The organism is Desulfatibacillum aliphaticivorans DSM 15576, from assembly GCF_000429905.1.
Classification (GTDB): domain Bacteria; phylum Desulfobacterota; class Desulfobacteria; order Desulfobacterales; family Desulfatibacillaceae; genus Desulfatibacillum; species Desulfatibacillum aliphaticivorans.
This window is the reverse complement of record NZ_AUCT01000023.1, coordinates 1-20,358: the sequence shown is the minus strand read 5'-3', so window position 1 is coordinate 20,358 and position 20,358 is coordinate 1. Positions and strand designations below refer to the sequence as shown.

The window sequence follows — 20,358 nt, the reverse complement described above, 5'->3', positions numbered from 1 at the left end:
CCGGGGGCCCGGGGGGCAGCAGCCTTGCGTAGGGGAGTTCCAAATCAAATCCATTCAACTGCACGGGTGCGCAGACAATCAGCACTCCACCATGCCGAGATTCGATCGGCCGCAAATTTGAGAAGGCATTATGAATGGCGACTGAAAGCAAAGAACCGCGTTTGATGACATTGAAGGAAGTGGTGAAAGAGTACGGAGCAACCCTATGGTTTTGGAGAACCCGTGTATGGCGGAAAGAACTGCCGGTTCTCACAGCGGGCAACAAACAGTTGCTGGATAGACGAGACATTGAGGCGTTTATCGAGCAGAACAAGCACGTTGCCAACTGAACGGGAGCCTTGATTGCAGGCTCGGGATGTGAGATGCTTACGGCATCCATCTTGCGCCCGCCAGGCTCTTGATGGAGGAATATATGGGAACCTTATACCTTAGGGGGAAAACATGGTGGATCAAGTATTACCACAATGGAGAGATGGTCCGGGAAAGTTCGGGCAGCGGCAAGAAAATGATTGCCAAAGAACTGCTTGCCAAAAGGGAGGCCGATATAGCCTATGGAAGGACGCCCGGGGTTCATTTTGAGAAGGTGCTTTTCAAGGATTTGGCAGAAGACTTTTTGCGTGACTACCGAATCAACAAAAAGCGCTCTTTGGCCAGAGCCGACCTGTGCGTACGAAAACTGAAGCGCAGTTTTGGCAGGGATTCTGTGCCAGCCATAACCACCCCTCGCATCAATCAGTACATTGAAAAGCGGATGGAGGAAGGAGCGGCCAACGCCACCATCAATCGGGAGCTATCAGCATTAAAGAGAATGCTGAACTTGGGCGCAGAACAGACGCCGCCGTTAGTGGATAGAGTTCCAAAAATCAAAATGCTGCAAGAGGATAATGTCCGAACGGGTTTTTTCGAGCATGATGAGTTTTTGGGCGTCCGAGATGCGCTTCCCGACTACCTTCAAGGCTTTGTCACCTTCGGATACAAATATGGGTGGCGCTTTCAGGAAATAGCCGGTCTGACCTGGGCGCAGGTTGATCGAGACCGCTGGACCGCACGGCTTGAAGTCGGGACTACCAAGAACAAGGCCGGGCGCATGGTGTTTTTGGATCCGGAACTGATTGAGATCTTTAAGACCCAATGGAAGCAGCGCTCCAAACACATAAACATTTTACCTTATGTTTTTCCAAACCGAAGGCATACCGGAAAAATAGTGGAAATCAGATTTGCCTGGAAAAACGCCCTGAAAGAAGCCGGGGTCTCGTACAAACTGTTTCACGATTTAAGACGGACTGCGGTGCGAAACATGGTCAGGGCCGGAGTCCCTGAAAATGTGGCTATGCGGGTGTCAGGACATAAGACCCGGGCGGTTTTTGACCGCTACAATATAGTGGATGAACGGGATCTTTTGATGGCTACAGAACTACGTGAGAAATACCTGGCAAAATGCTGCGGGCACAATTTAGGCGCAATTTCGGGGTTGGAGCAAAACACGCAGGTTGGCTGCGGCGATGGTAAAAATCGCAACCGTTCGGGATTATAAAGGATTTTTGGTGCCCGGGACGAGAATCGAACTCGTACAGTGCGCAGCACCGAGGGATTTTAAGTCCCTTGCGTCTACCTATTCCGCCACCCGGGCAATTCCTGAATTGTATAATCCGACCGCCGGTTGATTATCGGCCTTTCGGCTGCGGCCAATGATTCGTCCAACCGCAGGTCTTCCCAAAAAGCGGTCAGGCGGGTCCATAGCCCTTGTGCACCGAAAAATCAATAGTCGCCCAGCGAAAAATGGCATAACACAAAGCCTTTTCCCGCGCAACATATTGATGCATTCCCAAGGCTTGAAGCCTCATCTTTTTTTAACAAGCCGTTCCGACGTCCCGAAAAATTTCGGATGAGAGTGCATTTTTAAGATCCTACGGCGATTTATTTTGAAAAAGCGTCTTGACGGACGGGTTGGGGCTAATATATACTTTTAATATATTGAAAGTATATATTGCTTTCAAAGCCAATCCCCCTACGGAGAAAATCATGTCGGTTAAATACTCCATCCTCGGCCTGCTTCATTACGAAGACATGCACGGATACCGTATCAAAGAGCATATTGAGAAGAATTTCGGGTATATGTGGTCCGTAAACTACGGGCAGATTTATCCCAACCTGAAAAAACTGGAGCAGGAAGGCCTCATATCCATGCGGGAAGAGGTCCAGAACGGCAAAAAAGGGCCGCCGAAAAAACTGTACTCCCTGACCGAGGCGGGGCGGGATGCGTTTCAGGAATGGCTGGCCGGTTCGCCGGAAAGAAGCATGCTGTTGCGCGATCCCTTTTTGATGCGGTTCGTTTTTTTCGGATTCGGGGACAAGGAACGCGCTCTGGAGCTTATAGACGAGCAAATTACAGCCTACGAATGGGACCTGGCCGGCCGGCTTTCCAAAAAGGAAAAATGGCGGACCAAGGACGTTTTTGTCAATCAATTGGCCGAACTGGGCATTGAAATGAACAAAATGATGCTGGCCTGGCTGAAGGAAACCCGCCAAAAGGTCGCGGCCGAGGTTCAGGATCAATAAGAAATCGGCGGGCCGTCCGCCGGAATTGAATAATCACCCAATTCCTTTGGGAATGGATGTTTGGAATTTTGCAGTCGGTTTGGGAGGAGGCGACTTATGAGCAAAGTCATGTCCATGAAGGAGGCCATAGCAGCCAATGTGCGCAGCGGAGATTTTCTGTTCATTGGCGGCTATGTTTGCCGCACTCCATTTTCCGCCATTCATGAAATCATCCGTCAGAGGATTACGGATCTGACCATCACCCGCAGCAATGCGGCGGATGATTTTGACATGATGATCGGAGCGGGATGCGTCAAACGTTTTATTGCAACCTTTCTTTCTCTGGGAGTGTACGGTCTCGGCCGATGCTTCCGCCGCTCTTTGGAAAAGGGGATTCCCCGTAAGATTGAGTTGGAGGAGTACACCAACCTGGCCCTGCCCATGATGCTCATGGCCGGCGCCATGGGCATGCCTTTCGTTCCCATCCGGGACATGGCGGGCAGCGACCTTCTTAAGGTCAAGTCGTTCATGGGGGAGGACAAGTACAAGCTGATCGAATCCCCCTTTGACGGCAGGCCCACCATCCTGGTTCCGGCTTTGAATCCTGACGTGGGCATCATCCATGTGCAGCAGGCGGACGAGTTCGGCAACGCCCAGATGTGGGGAATCGGTGGGGATTGCATGTACGGGGCCAACGCATCCAAAAAGGTCATCGTGTCATGCGAGAGAATCGTAAGCCGCGAGACCGTGGGCAAAGACCCTTCCCGGACCATCGTGCCGGGCGGCAGAGTGGTTGCGGTGGTGGAAGAACCCTACGGCTCTCATCCCGGTTACACGCCGGGCTTTTACGACGCGGATTTCTCGTTCGGATATCTTTACCAGCAGGCCTCCAACACGGAGGAGGGGTTCAAGGCTTTTTTGGATGAGTGGGTGTATGGGATGGAGGATCGCACCGCGTATATCCAGCACTACATCCAAAAGTTCGGATACGAAGCCTACAAAAAACTGGGCGCCGAGTTCGATTACAGCTTTCCCGTAAGCTACGCCTATTAAGGGAATCTCATCTGCTGCAAAAGGAGAATGAAAATGAGCGATTTTTCCGGAGATTATATCAAGCCCGAGCTTATGGCGTGCTGCGGCGCCCGGGAGATTGAGGATAACAATGTGGTGATCGTGGGCACGGGGTTCCCCACCATGTCGGCCAACATCGCCAAATACACCCATGCGCCCAATGCGGTTTTGATGCAGGAGTCCGGCGTGATCGACGCCCAGCCCAAAAGGCCGGCGCTTTCCGTGGGCGATCCCTGCCTGAACCCCGGAGCCGCCATGATCGGCGGCCTGGTGGACATCATGGGCATGCTGCTTCAGGCAGGCCATGTGGACGTGGGGTTTTTATCAGGCAGCCAGGTGGACCGGTTCGGGAACATCAACACCACGGTCATCGGCCCTTACGAGGCGCCGAAAACCCGCCTTCCCGGCAGCGGGGGCGCCAATCCTATCGGCTGCCTGGCCAGGAAGACCCTCATCATCGCCCTGCACGACAAACGCAGGCTGGCCCATAAGGTGGATTTCATCACCACGCCCGGCTACATCGACGGCCCGGGCGCCCGGGAAAAATGGGGCATGCCGGAAAACACCGGCCCTCATGTGCTTATCACCAACAAGGCGGTGCTGCGTTTTGACAAGGATACCAAGGAGGCCTACCTGGCCTCGTACCATCCCGGCAGCACCATTGAGGAGATCAGGGACAACACCCCGTGGGATTTGAAGGTTTCGGATTCGGTTCACGAAACCTTGCCCCCCACGGAGGAGGAGTTGAGGGCGCTCCGGGAGAAATTGGACCCCTTCCGCATGATCTCCATCTACGAGAAAAAAGGATATGTATAGCGTCGCCGTCTAATGCATTGAACCGCCTTTCCGGCCTTGAAAAATGGGAGGTTGTCTATGAATGCACCTGAAGAAGTTAAATACACGGAGCAACTGGCCGCGTTTTGCGCAAACATCCGGTTTGAGGCTTTGCCCGCGGAAATTGCGCTCAAAGCCAAGCTCTGCATCCTTGATTATATCGCCAACATCTACGGCTCTTTGGAGATGGACGCCGTAAACCAGGTCGTGGAATACATCAAATCCCTGGGAACCAGCGGCGCCGCCTCGGCTTTCGGCTGCGGCTTCAGGACCGACATCCACAACGCCGCTTTTATTAACGGAACCGCCGCCGAAGCCATCGAGGCCCAGGACGGGGTGCGGTTTGGCGGAAATCACCCGGGCGTGTCCGTCATTCCGGCGGCTTTGGCCCTGGCCGAAAGCAAAGGCCTGGACGGAAAAAAGGTGATCGAAGCCATCGCCGCCGGATACGAAGCCGCCGACCGAATCGCCGCGGCCATGCATCCCTGGCACACCCTGGGAGGCTTTTTACCCACCGGAACCTGTGGAACCTTCGGCGCGGCCGCCGCCGCGGGCAGGCTGCTTGATTTCGAACCGGCGGTCATGGCTTCGGCGTTCGGCAATGCAGGATATTTGCTGCCCATATCCACGGCCGAAACCCTCATGGGCGGCTTTACCGTCAAAATCGTTCAAGGCGGCCAATCCGCCAGCGCAGGCCTTATGGCCGCGGGCCTAGCTCAACGAAACATCACCGGCGCGCCTTATATTGTGGAAGGCTCCCACCTGAACGGCGGGTTCGCCAAGATCACCACGGCCGCCGATCCCACCCTAAACAGGCTCGTGCAAAACTTGGGCGAGCCGTATTCCCTGGAAGACGTTTACTTTAAGCCCTACACCGCCTGCCGCCACACCCACGGGGCCGCCCAGGCGACTCTCGGCCTTTGTAGGGAGAGCAAAATAGATCCGGCAGCCGTGGAATCCATCAAGGTTTTCACTTACGGCATCGCCCAACTGGCCGTGGGCAAGCAAATCGCGCCGGAAGACACCTTTGTCTCCGCCCAGTTTTCCATCCCCTACGTGGTTTCCGCATGCCTGTTTGACGGCGACCTGGGGCCTTCCCAGCTTACGGAAAAGCGCCTGGCCGACAAAGAGCTTGTGGCGTTTTCCCGAAAAGTGACGGTAGAGGCGGACGACGAGTTGAACGCCGCTTATCCCGAAAAAACGTCCAGCCGGGTGATGATCCGTCTGAAAGACGGGACGGAGCTTGTGAAGCAAGTGGACATCCCCAAGGGAGATCCCAGGGATCCCATGGAATACGGAGACGTCCTGGACAAGCTGAAAAGATTCTCCGGCCACAGGGATGACGCCAAGATGGAGCGCATCGGAGAAGCTGTCCTCAACCTGGAAAAGATGGATGACGTCCGGGAGCTGGCGGCCATGATCTGATTTTTAATAGTTTGTTATTTCGTTAAATTTTGCTGCAAGGAGATATAAATGGATTTCTCGCTATCCAAAGAACAAGCCATGTTGCTGGAAAGCCTCCGGGACATGGGAAAACGCGAAAATTTTAAGGAGCTGGCCGTTGAAATCGACAAAACCGGCGAGTTCCCCCACGAACTCATGAAAAAATACGCCCAGATGGATTTGCTTGGCATGACCCTTTCGGCCGAGCACGGCGGCGCGGACATGGACGCCCTTACGGCGATCCTGGCCATTGAAGAGCTTGCCAAGTTCAGCCCCATGATCGCGGCTCCCGTGTTTGAGTCCAATGTGGGGCCGGCCCGGGTGATCAGCCTGTTCGGGACCGAAGAGCAGAAAAAAGCCGTGATCCCCGGCGTATGCTCGGGAGACCTGAGCGTCTCCGTATGCATGACCGAGCCCCAGGCCGGCTCCGACCTTACCAGCCTGGATACCAACGTGGAGGAGAAAGACGGTCACTACGTCCTGAACGGAACCAAGGTGTTCATCACCGGCGGAGGCATGGCCAGCCATTATTTGGTCTATACCCGGTTCGAGGGGATCAAGGGGCATAAAGGCATTGGCGCGGTGCTGGTGGAAAGCGGCGCCGAGGGATTCACCTTTGGCAAGCAGGAGGTGTTTTTGGGATTGCGCGGCATGCCATCCTGCGCCCTGTATTTCGACAACGTAAAAATCCCCAAGGAAAACGTAGTGATAAAAGCCGGAGACTTCGGAAAGCTCATGCTGGCCTTTGACATCGAGCGCTGCGGCAACGCGGCCATGTGCCTGGGAACGGCCGGCGGCGCCTTTGAGGAAGCCCGCCGTTACGCCATGGAGCGCCAGGCATTCGGCAGGCCTATCTGCGAGTTCCAGGGCCTGCAGTTCACCTTCGCGGACATGGCCATGAAACTGGATGCCGCCAGGCTGCTGGTCTACCGGGCCGCGTCCGGGGCTGGGCAGGGCCTGCCCTCCATTTACGAGGCCTCCATGGGCAAGTGCTACGCCAACGAAATGGTCAAGGAAGTGACCGACGCCGCCCTGCAAATCCTCGGGGGATACGGTTACAGCACGGACTACCCCCTGGAAAGAATGGTGCGGGACGCCAGAGCGTGGCAGGTGGCGGGAGGAAGCCTGCAAATGCTCCGGGTCACCATAGCCAGCGTGTTATTCGGCCGCCGCTTCAATCAGCGGGCTTAGTAAACAAGACTTTTAACAGACTTTTAACGGTCGCCATGCCGGGGGGGGGCTTCGCCTTCTCCGGCGCGGCGCCGTGACGCACAAGGTTCAAGGCGAGGGGGGGATACCATGCCGCAGGAAATCTTTTCGGTTTTAAATCTTTATACGCCAGGCAAAGGACTTTAGCGCAGCATCAGAGGGGGTAAACGCTCCTCTTCCCTTCCGTCAATACAGGGGCGGCCCCGCAAAGGGCCAAGGCCTGTCTAACCAAATACATCCAGGGGAGGCGCCAATGACGTCAGAACTTTTCACCCGTTTGGTTCAGGAATTCAGCATCCTCAGCGGATTGCTGCTGGCCGGTTTTTTTCTGCGAGCTAAAATCAAACTGTTTCAGAACCTGTTTCTTCCCGCGTCGGTAATCGGCGGATTTTTAGGCCTTTTGCTGGGCCCCGTGGTTTTGAAGACGCACGCCGTCCTGCCCATACCGGACGAATTCATCAAGGACTTTGCATTGATTCCCGGCATACTGATTCTGCCCATTATCGCGTCCGTGCCTTTGGGGCTTGGGTTGGACCCCATGCAGACGCCTTTGGACAAAAAGCAGAAAAGCCAGGTGCTGCCCATGTTTCTATTAAGCGTGGGCTGCGCGTTCGGGCTCTTCGCTTTGGGATTCGCCACAAAAATGGTTTTTTCCCGCATCATGCCGGAACTGGAAATCTACCCGGCCTTTGGCATGGAGCTGGCGCTCGGCTTTTTCGGCGGCCACGGAACGGCCGGGCTTATCGGAAACATCCTGCAAAAGCTGAATCAACCGGCCTGGGAAGTGGCCCAGGGCGTGGCCGTCACGTCCGCCACCGTGGGGCTGGTCTTCGGCATCCTGTTCGGGATGATTTTCATCAATATCGCGGCCCGGAAAAACAAAATCAGCAACCTGACCGATCCCAGAGACCTGCCCGAGGAAATGCGCAAGGGCTACCAGCAGCGTCTGGATGAACAAACCGCAGTGTGCCGCGAAACAACTCATTCCTCCTCCGTGGACTCCCTGGCCCTGCATGTGGCCATCATCCTGGGAGTATGCGGGGTTTCTTACGTGCTGGTGGCTTTTCTCAAAGCGCATCACGTGCCCCTGCTTTCCAACATCGCCGAATGGGCTTACGCCATCGCCCTGATGCTGATAGTGAACAACATTATTAAAAGGCTGGACCTGGGCTTTCTTATCGACGGAAGAATCAAAACAAAGTTCGCGTCCCTTTTGGTGGATTATTCCATTGTGGCGGCTATTGCCAGCCTGCCGGTGAGCGCCGTCCTCAAGTACGCCGTTCCCATGATCGTCATGTTCATCCTGGGGCTGCTCATGGTGTATTTGATCATTATGGTGCTGGGAATTCGCTTGTTCAAGGATTACGAGTTCGAGCGCAGCATCGCCCTTTTCGGACAGAGCACGGGCGTTATCATGACGGGCATTCTCTTGCTGAGGATTTGCGACTCCAACCTGTCCACGCCGGTGTTGAAGGATTTTTCCATCAGCTACGCCCTGGCCACCCTGGTTTGCTACGCCCTGCTGCTGCCGGTGATCAAATTGCTGCCAAACTCCTTCGCCATATTCTGCCTGACAGGCGGGGTGTGTGCGGCGTGTATAGTCGGCGCAGTAATTTACAGCCGATTAAAGTTGCGCAAGGAGTGATAGGCGCATAGCCTCGTCGGCGTGCATCCAAATATGACGGAATGAATATGGGGGCTTCCCGGCCGGGAGGCCCCTTGCTTTTTAGGGGCTGCTAAGCTACCCTATTCTTCGCGCAGATTGTATGCGGATCATCTTAACAAGCAAGGAGCAGGGCCATGGCGGCGGAGATTCTTTTTTATTGCGGCTTGTCTCTTTTATTCGTCCACGAACTGGACGCCATCCACCGGCACGAATGGCGGATGTTCCCCGGCCTGTCCAGGCTTAGGGAGGAAGTGGCTTATCCCGCCTTCGCCCTGGCCCACATCCCATTGTTTCTGCTGCTGCTGATTTTGGCCGGGCATCCCTCGGACACGGTGCAGTTTTGGTTCCAAGCGGTGGTGGACGGCTTTCTTGTGGTGCACCTGGGCCTGCATCTTCTGCTTAAGGGGCACGACAAAAACGAGTTCGCCAATTCCGTTTCACGGATTATCATGGGGGCTGCGGCGCTGATCGGTTTGATTCATTTGATCATAATAACAACATGAATAGCATGGCCGTCTAACCTCGATTTTCATCTACAACAGCTTCAAATTCCAATTGATCTGGCTGGTGCGGTTGGCGCGGGGAACCGCCTTGGGCCAGGGCTCGTGCATGGCGATGAACAAGGCGTAGCCCGCGTTTGCCAGGGTTTTCTTTTCCGCGGACAGACTCATGGGCCAGCCGGGAAAGACCCAATAGTTCTGGCCGTATTTTCTCACCCACAGGGTTTCGTTCATGGGGCTGGTGATGGCGGATTCCTCCTTAACTCCCTCGGCGATGGTGCGGGACACGCACAAGGGCCACAAGCCTTCCGTGACGATTCCCAGGGGCAGGGGGCTTTCCCGGGGCAGCCTCAAATAATCCTCCCGGGTGAGTTCGGGGCTTAAAATCACGCCTTTGAAATCCAGCTTTTTCATTTGGTTAATTGCCAATACATTGCCTGCATTGCAAAAGGGGCCGGCCCATGCGACCAACGGCTTTTTGGATGATTGCAGAAAAGCCGCCTGCCAGGGGGCGTTGGCCACGAACTTTCTGGCGCCTTTGGCCAGGGCTTTGCCCACCATGCCGGCGAACCATTCCTCTTCGTTGGGCCAGATCACCGGCGGCAGCCACCACCAGATGTCGGACACTGATTTTTGGGGAACGCTTTTTAAATTGAACGAATCCAGCCAAAGACCGCGATTGCCGGGAATTCTGCCCTGGGGCGCCCGCCTATTCACGTGCATGGTCTGGGTGCGTACGCGCCCTTTATGGGGCTTGGGCTTGTATACGGAAAATTGGGAAGGCTCAATTTTCGGACTGGGAAATTTGTCCGTTTTCGCCTGCAATTCCTTGATTTCCTGCATCAACTCCGGCTCTTTCCGGTCGATAAGAAACACGGGCGTGTTGTCCGGCGGCAGAGCCTTTACGGCGGAGCAGGGCAGGGGCTTGGCCTTGGGCTGCCTTTTGCGGACCAGGACGGTCTGGTGCCAGGGCTCGTCTTCAAAGCCCACGCGCAGCACGTCGCCGCCCAGGAGCTTTTCCCGGCAAGATATGGAGAATCCTTTGCGCTCTCTTTTGGTCCTGCCGATCTGCAGGCCGGAAGCCGTGGATTTTTCCGGCGCCACCGCGCTGATGGGCCTCTGGGGCAGGAAATTGTACCGGGTTCCCTGGCGGCCCAAGGCTCTTTCCAGCAAGGCCAGGGCTTCTTTTTTTTCTTCCGGGCCGGGGTCGTCCCGCAGCAGTTTATAGGCCCTGGTTGCGTGATACACGTAATGGGGCCCTTTTTTTCGGCCTTCGATCTTCCAGCCCGCCACCTTGGGGGCTTCGTGCATGATTTTGGCCAGCACGTCCATGCTCAAATCCTGGCAGGAAAAAAGCCGGGCCTTGCCCCCGCCCTGGGAGTACATTCTGCGACAGGGCTGGACGCAGCGGCCTCTCAGGCTGCTTTTTCCGCCCAGGTAGGTGCTCCAGTAGCATCGGCCGGAAACCCCGTAACACAGGGCGCCATGGACGAAGACCTCCAGGGTCATGGAGTCGGGGCAGGCCTGGTCGCATTGTTTGATCTCGTCGATGGAAAGCTCCCGGGGCAGGATCACCCGGTTGATCCCCAGTTTTTCGTGCACCAGGGGCAGGGCTGCCGGGTGAGTCACGTTGGCCAGGGTGGAGAGGTGGATTTCTCCGGCGTATCCGGCCTGCCGGGCTGCAGCAGCCACGCCCAGGTCCTGGACAATGAGAGCGTCGGGCTTGGCGTAGCGGCGGAGCTTGTCCACCTGCCTGCCCACGGCGTTCAGATCCCCGGACTTGGCCATGACGTTCATGGCAATGTACATGCGCACATTTTTTTCGTCGGCCAGATGCCGCAACTGGGCCAGTTCGGCCATGGAAAAATTTTGTGCAGCCATGCGGGCGGAGAAATGCTTCAGCCCCATGTATACAGCGTCGGCGCCGCCCGCCACGGCGGCCAAAAAGCAGGTTTTATCGCCTGCCGGGGCCAGGATTTCCGGTTTATCGAGAGCCATGGGCTTTCCTTGATTGCAGTCTTAACAGGGCTTTGCAGCCGGCTCGCCCCATGCGTTTCGGCGGCCTAAGCCCAAACTTTTATTCTGTCATAATTGATTCCGGAATAAAAGTTTTTTCCGCGTTGTAATAGGGCGAGTTTTACAAAATTGAATTTTTGTCGTGATTTCTTGACAAATTTGCAGTGTGGTGTGTTAATGAATTTCTGTTTTATGTTCTTAGGCCCAGAGAAATAGCAGGGGCCGCCTATCAGAGGGTGAAGAGGATGAAGAGGGGGAGGCGTCCAATGGCAGTCGAGAAAGGCCGGGAGGAAAGAAGGAAGCATCCGCGGTTTCCAAAAAAGATAAGCATCCAGATAAATGACCGCTCCTTAAGCGTTTTGGATTACGGAAAAAAAGAAAGTGGCGCCAGGGCTGCGGAAGTGGTAATGGGGAAGGATATCAGTGAGGGCGGCTTGTGTTTTTTCAGCCGGATTCCTTACGAGGTTAAGGCGGTACTGGGCCTGATCATACGGATTTCGGACCTGGACCAGGTAAAACGCCGCCTGCCTATGTATCTTGCGGTTTCCTCCATTCCCATTGCAGCGGAGGGGGAGGTTGTGCGGTGCCAGCCAATGGCTGACGGCTCGGGATACGAGGTGGGCGTGCGATTCGTGGACATCTTTGAGGATGATTATAAGATCCTCATGGGAGGCCTGGGCGAATAAGAGGCTTAACAAACCTGCCTCGCCCCGGTTTTTCTCGTTTTGAGGCCATTGTGTTAGGCACTATCGTAAACACCGGGGCGATTCTGGCCGGCAGCCTCGCCGGCATGGCCGCAGGCAAACGTCTGCCTTCGCGGATTAAAGAAATTCTTATGCAAGGCATGGGGCTTTGCATCATTTATTTGGGAATGAGCATGGCCCTGGAGGGGGAGAAGGCTCTGCTAACCGTAGGAGCTGTGCTGCTTGGAGCCGTCACCGGCGAGTTGATGCAGATTGAGCGGCTTTTGGAGAAGTTGGCGGAAAAGCTGAAAAACATGATGGGCTCCGCCTCCCCGACTTTTGTGGAAGGTTTTGTGACCGCCTCCGTGATCTACCTCGTAGGCGCCATGATGATTTTAGGCTGCATTGACGACGGCGTCAAAAACGATCCTACCTTGTTGTTCATCAAATCCATCCTGGACGGCGTGGGCTCCCTGGCCCTGGCTTCCTCTTTGGGGATCGGGGTGGCTTTTTCCGCCCTTTCCGTGTTTGTGGTTCAGGGCGCGCTGACCCTGACCGCGTCTTATATGGTCTTTTTGACGGAGCCTGCCGTGCTGGCGGCCCTGACTTCCGTGGGCGGCATCCTGGTCATGGGCATCGGCGTCACCATTCTGGACGTCAAAAGAATACGGACCGCCAACCTGCTGCCCGCCATTGTATACGCCGTAATAGGGGGGATGCTTTGGGGCTAATGGCGGGCGCTTTGGGAGAGCTTGAATTCCCATAGATCTTCCGTCAGCATTTTCCAGCCCTGCAGTTCCTGGAAGGCGTATTCGTAGCCGGCCTGGTAAATCTTATCCAACAGCTTGAAATCCAGAAGCCCGAAGCCTTCCGTAGGCGGGTAGAAAAAGTGGTCCACCTCTTTTTTGATTTTTCCGGATTGATGGATGCTGGAAAGCAGGATGGTCCGCATCATGATGTCCAAAATGCCGGGAACCTGAATTTTTTTCTTGCGCGGATTAATGCGGCTCCAAAGCAATGACCGGGTTGATGGAATTCTATCCAGGCCTTTGGGCATTTGCAGATCTTCGTCCGGGCTCACGTCCACCAGCATGATAAATCCGCCGTACCGGTTTTTCATGACGTCCGCAGGCAGGTTGTTTATCACCCCGCCGTCCACAAGCAGGCCTCCCCTGTGGAAGACGGGCATGAGAATACCGGGCAGGGATATGCTGGCCCGGGCGGCTTTCCACAAAGGGCCGGACTTATGAACCACCATTTTTGCGTTGGTCAGGTTGGATGAAACGCAAAAAAAGTTCAGCCACAGGTCTTCAATGCGGGCGTCTCCGTATTGGAGCTTTAACTGCCGGTCCAGGATTCTGCTTTTAACCAGGGCCACCAGGGGCAGGGTGTAATCGCCCAGGGGGTTGATGTCCACAAAGCCTTTGCGGCATTCTTTCATGCGGGTTTGGTGGTCCAGGCCCATGGCCAGAAAGCCTCCCATGATGGCGCCTATGCTGGCGCCGCACACCATGTCTATGGGAATGCCGAATTCCTCCAGGGCCCTGATAACGCCCAGATGGGCGAAGCCCCTGGCGCCGCCTCCGCCCAACACAAGTCCCACGGGATTGCCCGAGACGAATCGGGCCACCCTGTCGAAATCCCCGTCCTTATTCCAGCAAAGATGGTGATGCACGTCCACCTGCCGGGGGGCCAGCCAATGGCGGGTTCCATGGGGCAGCCTGGAGTCGTCCGAATGGATCAGGACGAGGCTGATTTTCGGGCGAGTCAGATTGTCGGAATCGGCATAGATCTCCCACTCGATTTCCTTGATGGCGGGATTGTCATCCGCACGCCCGACAACCAGTATATGATCGGCTTGCTGCAGGCAGCGGCTGGACCAATTGGAGGAAGCCAGGTCGCTTTCGTATATGATGAACTGGTATTTGTCTTCCTGCTCGTCCAGCCACGTGGAAAGACGGTTGTATTTGGGATCCTCCGCCGGAACCTGGCTCATCTCGGGCATGCCCCAATGGCGGTCCAAGCGCTGGCTGGACAAATGCAGCACCCTGCCGTATTTGGAGAATGACCGGCTCATGCGGACCGTGAAATCCGTGAGGGACAGGCCCTGGCTGGCGGGAATGACGGCCACGTTGATCTGGGTGCGCTTTTGATGCCCGGGCTCCTCCATTTTTTTGGTCCGGTCCACAAGCCCGCGCATGAAATGCATGGAAATCCGGGGATACTGATCGATTATCTTCTCAAAGGAGGCCTTATCCATTCTGACCAACTGGCTGTCCCGAATGGCGAAAATCGTGGCGTTGCGCGGGGCTTCGGTGATCATGCCCATTTCGCCCACGCATTCCCCGGGGCGGATTACGTTCACGTGCTTTTTTCGGCCCGAAGCGTCTTCCATGACAACGCTTAAGCGGCCGTTGGTCAGTATATAAAAGCAGTCGCTCTGCTCTCCCTGGCTAAAGAGCCTCTCCCCTTTTTTTACGATGACCCAATCCAACTGCTTTTTTAGAAATTGGAGTTTTTGTCCATCCAAATGTCCGAATAAGTGAGGCAGGATGGTCAGTAATTGGTTTTCCCGCAGCCTTTGCAACACAATGCGATTGAGTTCGTCGAAAAATTGGGAGCGCCCGGCGGCCAGAGGCTCCATGCATTCCCTGCTTATGCATAAAAGTTTGGCGTCTTGCTCCGCTAAAACGCTCGCCGTGCGTTTGCCGCCCGTCAAAAGCTGGATCTCCCCCACGGGCTCTCCCGGGCCTATGCGGGCCGCGCAATACTCCCCGCCGTTTTCCGAAGCCACCACAACGCGAAGCTCGCCCTCGGCGACAATATACATGGCGTCCCCGGGATCTCCCTGGTGAAACAGGCAGGCGTCCTTGGGCAGGTCCATGAAGGTGCTGTTTTCCAGGATTTCCCCAAGCAGGGAGTCGCTGAAGGTTTCCCGGAATAAATAGGTTCCCTTGAGGGTATTAAGCATTGCGGATTGCGGCGTGTCATTGCTCATTTCGTCCCTCTTTAAACATGAAGTATTATTTGGACCCAAATGATAGTGGGATTGTTGACGCTATGGAAGTATATCGTAAAATGCCATCTGAATAAAGGGTTTTCAGATGAAAATATTTTCGTTTTGAAAAGGGGTCGCCAACAAGGCCATAAAGGTGATATCAGTAACTAAAGTAGGGACAGGCCGCCTCTTCCGTCATGCATGGTATGCTTTTTGCCTAAAAATTTACGGGTGTTTATAATTGCCGGTCCTAATAACTATTTGACAATGCTATGGATCTATCTGAAAAAGACAACGTTGAAAATTCATGGGCCCACTGCATCTCCCGTGTGAAAACAGGCGTCAGGGTCAAGGACGGGCTTGGCGAGGATTACCTGGAATTTAAAGCCGAACTGGTTTACCTGAACTGGATTCGCGGGACAATTTTCGGACTGCTGTCCATTTTCGCCTTCGGCCTTATCATGCTTTTCGACCTGCATTATTACCAGACGGACAAGTGGGAAGTTTCCATCGGCTACCCCATTTTGTTTTACTCCCATATGTCGGTCTTCATGCTTTTGTCCGGGGGAATCGGTCTGGCCTGGATGAAACGGCCGGAAAAAACGGAGCGGCCGTCCCATTACCATCATGTGCTCATCACGGCGTTTTTGTGGTTGGGCATGTTGAACTTGGTCGCTATTTCCATCGCCGACGTATTGATTAGCGGGTCCACCGCCGCATATATTGGAATGGCTTTTTCATTCGCCGCCATTTTCATTATTTCCAACCGGTTTTGCCTCTTTCTTTATCTTTCCAATATGGCGGTCATGGTCTATTTTGTGAATGTCGCCGCCGATTACACGGGCAAGGACTTCGGCATCCAGCAGATCAACATCGTCACCTTTACCGTGCTCGCCGTCGCGCTTTCCAGGGTGCTTTATTATGCGCATGTGCGGGACTTTAAAAACCGGAAGTTGATAAAAAGTCAAAAACAAAGACTTTTGGAGCTGTCAAACAAAGATCATCTCACCAATGTCCTGAATCGCAGGAGTTTTGCGGAGATTTCAGAGGTTGAGACAGCCAGGTCAAGAAGGCATGCAGGGCCCTTGTCTCTGATTATTTTTGATTTTGACAACTTCAAATGCATTAACGACCAGTCCGGGCACAGCGCCGGGGATGCGGTCCTGGTGCACACGGCGGAGCTGATACAGCAGAACATCCGAAAGACGGACATCTTATTCCGGTGGGGCGGCGAGGAGTTCATCATATTGTCGCCGGAAACCGCTCTGGAAGATGCGGCGGCCCTGGCCGACAAGCTGAGGCTTTTGATTGAAGAATATACCTTTCCCCACGGCGTAAAAGCCACGGCCAGTTTCGGCGCGGCCCAGTACACCCACGGCGAGTCCATAGAAGACACCATCCAAAGGGCGGACAAAGCTCTCTATCAAGCCAAAACCAAAGGCCGCAACTGCGTGGAACAACTGCCGGCGTAAATTGCCGTGTGCTAGCTGGCGCCTTACTGGTAAGTTTTCTTCATGGCGTTTTCAGGATGCTCGTAAACGGGTGTTCGGGAATTCCTAAGGTGTTGAGCCACAGTTTGAGGGTTAAAGATCCTTGGGTTCATGGAAAACATTATGATGTTCCCCAAGTTTATCATTTATGTGGTCAATTTTTTTCTCAAGTGTGTGCACGGCATCCTTCAGTTCCGCAACTTCAAAAGACGGTTCAGAGCGCGCCATGCGCCCAGGGGCAAGGGAACGATTAACCCAATCAGATTCCTGTAGAACAATGGCTTCCTCAGAAATATCGCCTCCCGCCGCGACAGCGGGCCACGCATTTTCCATCACTCCTATGACGTCAAGCCCCTTCTTTGTTGCGTAAAATAAACGGATTGCCAAATCAACGTGGATGTTGTGCTGTTGCGCATCCTTCTCCCAGCGAGACACGGTTTCATGCTGCACCCCAATTCTCTGGGCAAATTCTTTGATACGCAATCTTAAATTTTTGCGAAGGAAGATGATTTCCTTCCCGGTCAACAAAGCCCTTTTATTGATAAGGATAGAGCCGATCAGAGTGTGCAGTTCCCGAATTTCGGGGGACGTCTCTCAAAAACTCAATAATTTTCTTCCTTGCTCAGTACTTCTGAAAAAACAACAAATGGCTTTTCGGTCGGGGTTTTCGTCCGCCAGGGGCCTGGGGTTTTGATAGCCTTTTCAGGCCGCACCTTTTGTTGCTTACGCAATCCAGGCATCAAACTGCGATGCCTGGGCCACCCACTGCAGGGCTCTGGACTATCCTATACTGTTCATTAACATACCAGCCGGGGCGTAACACTTTTCATTGCCTATCCGCCCGTGCGCGAAGCGCCATTGAAAATTTCTTTGCGGAGCTTTCTTTCAAGAAAGCGACTCGCCGAAGGCAGGTCTTTTTGTATTTCATCGCCGAAGGCAACTCCTTTGCAGTTTGCCGCCGGAGGCAAAAAAATCCTTTTCCGCAGTTCCTCTTTTTCGAAGTTCCGCAGTTCCTCAGTTTTGAACTATGGCCGATACGGCCCGCTCCGCGCTGGACAGGGCGCCTTCCAGGTATCCTCCGTAGTAATCGGCGGTTTCACTGCCCGCAAAGTGGAAGGAGCCGTTCCAGATGCTTGTTTTTCCTCCGGGCGGATGGAATTCGGGGTGATTATGGGCGGAGCGCTGGTCGTATTCCGCGGCCGTATATTTTTCCCGCGCCCAATCCCGGTAGTAGATTTTCACCGGAGCTCCGGCGTCCTCTCCGAAAAGACAGGGAAGCTGGGCCAGGACGGCCTGGATCATGGTTTCGTCGTCCCTGCGCCTTAAGGCGGGGATGTTTGAAAAGCCGGTGAGCCCGTACGGCGCGCCTTCCGGGGCGGAGCCATCGTGAAACTCCCCGATGGGGCCGCACAGGCTGAAGCCCTGGCCGGAAAAGCCCATGCTCAGCCAGTCCGCTTTGTCGTACAGGGCGAAAAATTTGGCGTGCCCGGCCATCCAGGTGCTGGCTTTCAGCATGGCCTGGGTGAGGTCGTAGGATAAATCCGGCGTGAACAGGACGGAGCTGGCCGCCAGCCGGGGCGGCATGGCCAGTATAAGATGGCCCGCCTCCAGCACGCATTGGGGCGCCTGATCCAGAATGCCCACATGGACCCGGACGCCATGGTCTTGGCGCTGGATTTCGCAGACCGGATGATTCAGGCGGACAACGTCCTGGGAAAGCCGGGCGCTCAGCCCCTTGACCAGGGCGGCCATGCCGCCTTCCAGCCTGCGTCCGGGGGGATCCATGGGATAGCCCGGAAAGTTTTCCACATGGCCGTCCTTGGCCATGAACCGGGCCATGCCTTTTTCAAACTGGGGGTATGATTGAAGCCCCAAGGCCTGAATAAGGGCGACCACCCTGGGGTTCAAGGCCGGCCAGTACCAGGAAGGCCCCAGGTCCGCGAAAAAGCCCTCGTGCTCCGGGCAGAATATCCTGCCTCCCACGCGGCTTCGCGCTTCCAGGACGATGACGGATTTATTTTGCGCCGCCAGCAGACAGGCTGCATACAGCCCGCTGAGGCCGGCCCCCACAACGATTACATCAACTTTTTCCGCTTGCATATTGTATAAATGGAACCCTTCATTTTTTTGCCTCCCGACGGCAAAATCCTGTACAGCGCATATCTTATGCGCCTGTACGGCCGAAAAATCAAGGCGGGGCGCCCCCTGCCTGCGCCAAAACATTCAATGAATCCAATACAGGTATAATTGGCAATATAGGCCTTGCCCTGCGTTTTTTGGGAAACGGATCAGACCGTCAAGTGCGTTACATAGCCAGCCCCGGCATGCAATGCCTGAGGCCGTCAGGCCAATAAGGGCGGCTTGTATGATTGTTTAAATTTAGGATGCCAGGCGGGCGAATAGGCTGGTTCAACACCGTCATTACGTAGTTGCAGGGTCTCCCCGCCGCAGTTGCGCGGTTCCTGCGCTGTAGTTGCGGTGTTTCCCCGCCGTGGTTACGCGGTCCCTGCGCCGTAGTTGCGGGGTCTCCCCGCCGCAGTTGCGCGGTCCCCGCGCCGTAGGGGCGCTGCTTGCCGCGCCCTTAGTCGTCTGCTACTTTGGGGAGGGCCTTTTTCAACGCCGTCTATATGAGGACTTGCTCTTGGCGTATTATCTTTTTCTCTGATTCCGTATAAACTTTGTAGAACGTTACCGGAAAGCCGGTCTTTTCATCCGGATCGGACGGCGCCGTCGTTGCGGCCCCGCCGATGATTCTTACTCCATTGACCCGGCGGTCTTCCTGACGATGAAGATGCCCATGCAATATCAACCGGACGTCGTTGGTAATGCATAATAATCGGAGCGCCCGCCGGTCCTCCTCAGGGACTTCATGCCCCCATCTGCCTGCTTTGGAAGTCGGTTTTAAGCCTCGCGCTTCCTCCGTCCAGGTTTCAGGTATGTTCGGACTGTGGTGCAGCATTAGGATTTTAACGGGAATATGCCTGATTTTTTTCAGGTCCCTGGCCAACTTCTCCAATTGGTGGAAGCCAATTTTCCCCACGGCGTTTGTCACGCCGGTAAAGTTTCCATGGTTGCATGAATCGATTCCAATGAGAGCGACAGCTTCATGAATCTGTTTGACCCAGGGAAATCTGACCTCCTGCTTTCCCATTTTAAGGCCCTTCCTCACGCGCTCTATTCTTTCATTAGTGTCGTTTTCATGGCTTGCCGGAAAAAAGCCCAGGTTGCATACATCATGATTTCCAGGGATGACGGAGCATTTATCCGAAAAGTTTGCCTTTGAAATTACGTCCCAGAACATTTTCCATGTGTCCAGGTCTCCATTGTCGGTAATGTCGCCGGTAAACGCCAGCCAGTCGGATTTTAGAATCTTGGGGGAGGCCATGATCGCCCGGAAGGATTTGTTCATGCCTTTCAGCTTGCCAAATAGCTTGGGTTCCGACCGCGCCATGGAATCCTTCTTCGTAAGATGAAGGTCTGTCAGATGGGCGATTTGAAAGTACGTTTTCTTAGGCATATACTTCTCTCCCATTTATGATCTTGTTTTGTAAGTTTAGCAATTTATATCAGGGAGAAAATGCGGTGGCAACTAAATATCTCAAGTTTCGCACAAGAAATATGGGAGGGGGACAGATATAACCATTTGAAATAATATAAAAAATACTTGAAAAGCGGCCTTAATTGTGTAATATTAGACATCGCCAAACACCTAATAACACACAAGAAAGAGCCGCTATGAATACAAGTAAAACATTTTCCCTCTCAATGCAAAAACAAATTCAAAACACCAGCATTTCCATGGATTCTGAAATCAATTCAGCATTCAGGGAACTGAAATTCCGGTCGCTCCTGAGACGCAGCGGCATTGTCAAAAAACGGGGATATGACACGGTCGGGCTAATGTTTTTGT

17 protein-coding genes and 1 tRNA gene are annotated in these 20,358 nt (G+C 54.5%); 12 read left to right on the top strand and 6 right to left on the bottom strand.

What is annotated here, in order from left to right; all coding sequences use genetic code 11:
- The first annotated feature begins 134 nt into the window (after positions 1-134).
- Both G491_RS0119000 and G491_RS0118995 read left to right on the top strand, forming a co-directional pair.
- Positions 135-329, top strand: coding sequence for a hypothetical protein (locus tag G491_RS0119000; protein ID WP_015946877.1), 195 nt, complete (start codon positions 135-137; stop codon positions 327-329).
- Positions 330-598: 269 nt separating this feature from the next.
- Complete coding sequence (locus G491_RS0118995) at positions 599-1,534, top strand: tyrosine-type recombinase/integrase (RefSeq protein WP_248635453.1); 936 nt, start codon at positions 599-601, stop codon at positions 1,532-1,534.
- 8 nt (positions 1,535-1,542) lie between these two features.
- Here G491_RS0118995 and G491_RS0118990 read toward each other — a convergent pair.
- A tRNA-Leu gene (locus tag G491_RS0118990) sits at positions 1,543-1,630 on the bottom strand.
- A gap of 392 nt (positions 1,631-2,022) precedes the next feature.
- Between G491_RS0118990 and G491_RS31540 the strand changes: the two genes are divergently transcribed.
- From G491_RS31540 to G491_RS0118955, 7 genes are all read left to right on the top strand, one after another.
- Entirely contained in the window at positions 2,023-2,559 is a 537-nt protein-coding gene (locus G491_RS31540; protein WP_051327380.1) for a PadR family transcriptional regulator, read from the top strand.
- Positions 2,560-2,655: 96 nt separating this feature from the next.
- Positions 2,656-3,591 (top strand): CoA transferase subunit A, encoded by a 936-nt coding sequence (locus G491_RS0118980; RefSeq protein WP_015946874.1) that lies wholly within the window; start codon positions 2,656-2,658, stop codon positions 3,589-3,591.
- Between the two features lie 33 nt (positions 3,592-3,624).
- The gene (locus G491_RS0118975) at positions 3,625-4,425 is read left to right on the top strand and encodes a CoA-transferase subunit beta (RefSeq protein WP_028315695.1); all 801 of its coding nucleotides are present in this window, start codon (positions 3,625-3,627) and stop codon (positions 4,423-4,425) included.
- A gap of 57 nt (positions 4,426-4,482) precedes the next feature.
- Positions 4,483-5,868 carry an MmgE/PrpD family protein gene (locus G491_RS0118970; RefSeq protein WP_028315694.1) on the top strand — a complete coding sequence of 462 codons (1,386 nt, stop codon included), beginning with the start codon at positions 4,483-4,485 and terminating at the stop codon, positions 5,866-5,868.
- A gap of 48 nt (positions 5,869-5,916) precedes the next feature.
- Complete coding sequence (locus G491_RS0118965) at positions 5,917-7,077, top strand: acyl-CoA dehydrogenase family protein (protein ID WP_028315693.1); 1,161 nt, start codon at positions 5,917-5,919, stop codon at positions 7,075-7,077.
- A gap of 271 nt (positions 7,078-7,348) precedes the next feature.
- The gene (locus G491_RS0118960) at positions 7,349-8,740 is read left to right on the top strand and encodes a sodium/glutamate symporter (protein ID WP_028315692.1); all 1,392 of its coding nucleotides are present in this window, start codon (positions 7,349-7,351) and stop codon (positions 8,738-8,740) included.
- 155 nt (positions 8,741-8,895) lie between these two features.
- Positions 8,896-9,264, top strand: a complete 369-nt coding sequence (locus G491_RS0118955; protein ID WP_028315691.1) for a DUF6713 family protein — start codon at positions 8,896-8,898, stop codon at positions 9,262-9,264.
- 30 nt (positions 9,265-9,294) lie between these two features.
- On the opposite strand, the gene G491_RS0118950 is transcribed toward G491_RS0118955, so the two are convergent.
- Positions 9,295-11,259 (bottom strand): peptidase U32 family protein, encoded by a 1,965-nt coding sequence (locus tag G491_RS0118950; RefSeq protein ID WP_028315690.1) that lies wholly within the window; start codon positions 11,257-11,259, stop codon positions 9,295-9,297.
- Positions 11,260-11,543: 284 nt separating this feature from the next.
- On the opposite strand from G491_RS0118950, the gene G491_RS0118945 reads away from it, so the two are divergent.
- Positions 11,544-11,963 carry a PilZ domain-containing protein gene (locus tag G491_RS0118945; protein ID WP_015946867.1) on the top strand — a complete coding sequence of 140 codons (420 nt, stop codon included), beginning with the start codon at positions 11,544-11,546 and terminating at the stop codon, positions 11,961-11,963.
- 50 nt (positions 11,964-12,013) lie between these two features.
- Positions 12,014-12,691 carry a DUF554 domain-containing protein gene (locus G491_RS0118940; RefSeq protein ID WP_015946866.1) on the top strand — a complete coding sequence of 226 codons (678 nt, stop codon included), beginning with the start codon at positions 12,014-12,016 and terminating at the stop codon, positions 12,689-12,691.
- Here the strand turns inward: G491_RS0118940 and G491_RS0118935 are convergent.
- Positions 12,688-14,958, bottom strand: coding sequence for a cyclic nucleotide-binding domain-containing protein (locus G491_RS0118935; protein ID WP_028315689.1), 2,271 nt, complete (start codon positions 14,956-14,958; stop codon positions 12,688-12,690). The genes G491_RS0118940 and G491_RS0118935 overlap by 4 nt on opposite strands.
- 272 nt (positions 14,959-15,230) lie before the next feature.
- Here G491_RS0118935 and G491_RS34215 point away from each other — a divergent pair, with 272 nt between their 5' ends.
- Positions 15,231-16,430, top strand: coding sequence for a GGDEF domain-containing protein (locus tag G491_RS34215; protein ID WP_015946864.1), 1,200 nt, complete (start codon positions 15,231-15,233; stop codon positions 16,428-16,430).
- 111 nt (positions 16,431-16,541) lie between these two features.
- Here G491_RS34215 and G491_RS0118925 read toward each other — a convergent pair whose 3' ends face one another.
- From G491_RS0118925 to G491_RS0118915, 3 genes are all read right to left on the bottom strand, one after another.
- On the bottom strand, positions 16,542-16,973 hold the full coding sequence (locus G491_RS0118925) for a helix-turn-helix domain-containing protein (RefSeq protein WP_169829476.1): 432 nt from the start codon (positions 16,971-16,973) through the stop codon (positions 16,542-16,544).
- Between the two features lie 489 nt (positions 16,974-17,462).
- Positions 17,463-18,548 carry a flavin monoamine oxidase family protein gene (locus G491_RS0118920; protein ID WP_028315687.1) on the bottom strand — a complete coding sequence of 362 codons (1,086 nt, stop codon included), beginning with the start codon at positions 18,546-18,548 and terminating at the stop codon, positions 17,463-17,465.
- Positions 18,549-19,071: 523 nt separating this feature from the next.
- Positions 19,072-19,965 carry a metallophosphoesterase family protein gene (locus G491_RS0118915; RefSeq protein WP_028315686.1) on the bottom strand — a complete coding sequence of 298 codons (894 nt, stop codon included), beginning with the start codon at positions 19,963-19,965 and terminating at the stop codon, positions 19,072-19,074.
- Positions 19,966-20,358: the final 393 nt, after the last annotated feature.

Coding starts and splice junctions, on each gene's coding strand:
- G491_RS0119000 (WP_015946877.1), top strand. CDS start 135: ATGGCGACTGAAAGCAAAGAACCGCGTTTGATGACATTGAAGGAAGTG.
- G491_RS31540 (WP_051327380.1), top strand. CDS start 2,023: ATGTCGGTTAAATACTCCATCCTCGGCCTGCTTCATTACGAAGACATG.
- G491_RS0118980 (WP_015946874.1), top strand. CDS start 2,656: ATGAGCAAAGTCATGTCCATGAAGGAGGCCATAGCAGCCAATGTGCGC.
- G491_RS0118975 (WP_028315695.1), top strand. CDS start 3,625: ATGAGCGATTTTTCCGGAGATTATATCAAGCCCGAGCTTATGGCGTGC.
- G491_RS0118970 (WP_028315694.1), top strand. CDS start 4,483: ATGAATGCACCTGAAGAAGTTAAATACACGGAGCAACTGGCCGCGTTT.
- G491_RS0118965 (WP_028315693.1), top strand. CDS start 5,917: ATGGATTTCTCGCTATCCAAAGAACAAGCCATGTTGCTGGAAAGCCTC.
- G491_RS0118960 (WP_028315692.1), top strand. CDS start 7,349: ATGACGTCAGAACTTTTCACCCGTTTGGTTCAGGAATTCAGCATCCTC.
- G491_RS0118955 (WP_028315691.1), top strand. CDS start 8,896: ATGGCGGCGGAGATTCTTTTTTATTGCGGCTTGTCTCTTTTATTCGTC.
- G491_RS0118950 (WP_028315690.1), bottom strand. CDS start 11,259: ATGGCTCTCGATAAACCGGAAATCCTGGCCCCGGCAGGCGATAAAACC.
- G491_RS0118945 (WP_015946867.1), top strand. CDS start 11,544: ATGGCAGTCGAGAAAGGCCGGGAGGAAAGAAGGAAGCATCCGCGGTTT.
- G491_RS0118935 (WP_028315689.1), bottom strand. CDS start 14,958: ATGAGCAATGACACGCCGCAATCCGCAATGCTTAATACCCTCAAGGGA.
- G491_RS34215 (WP_015946864.1), top strand. CDS start 15,231: ATGGATCTATCTGAAAAAGACAACGTTGAAAATTCATGGGCCCACTGC.
- G491_RS0118920 (WP_028315687.1), bottom strand. CDS start 18,548: ATGCAAGCGGAAAAAGTTGATGTAATCGTTGTGGGGGCCGGCCTCAGC.
- G491_RS0118915 (WP_028315686.1), bottom strand. CDS start 19,965: ATGCCTAAGAAAACGTACTTTCAAATCGCCCATCTGACAGACCTTCAT.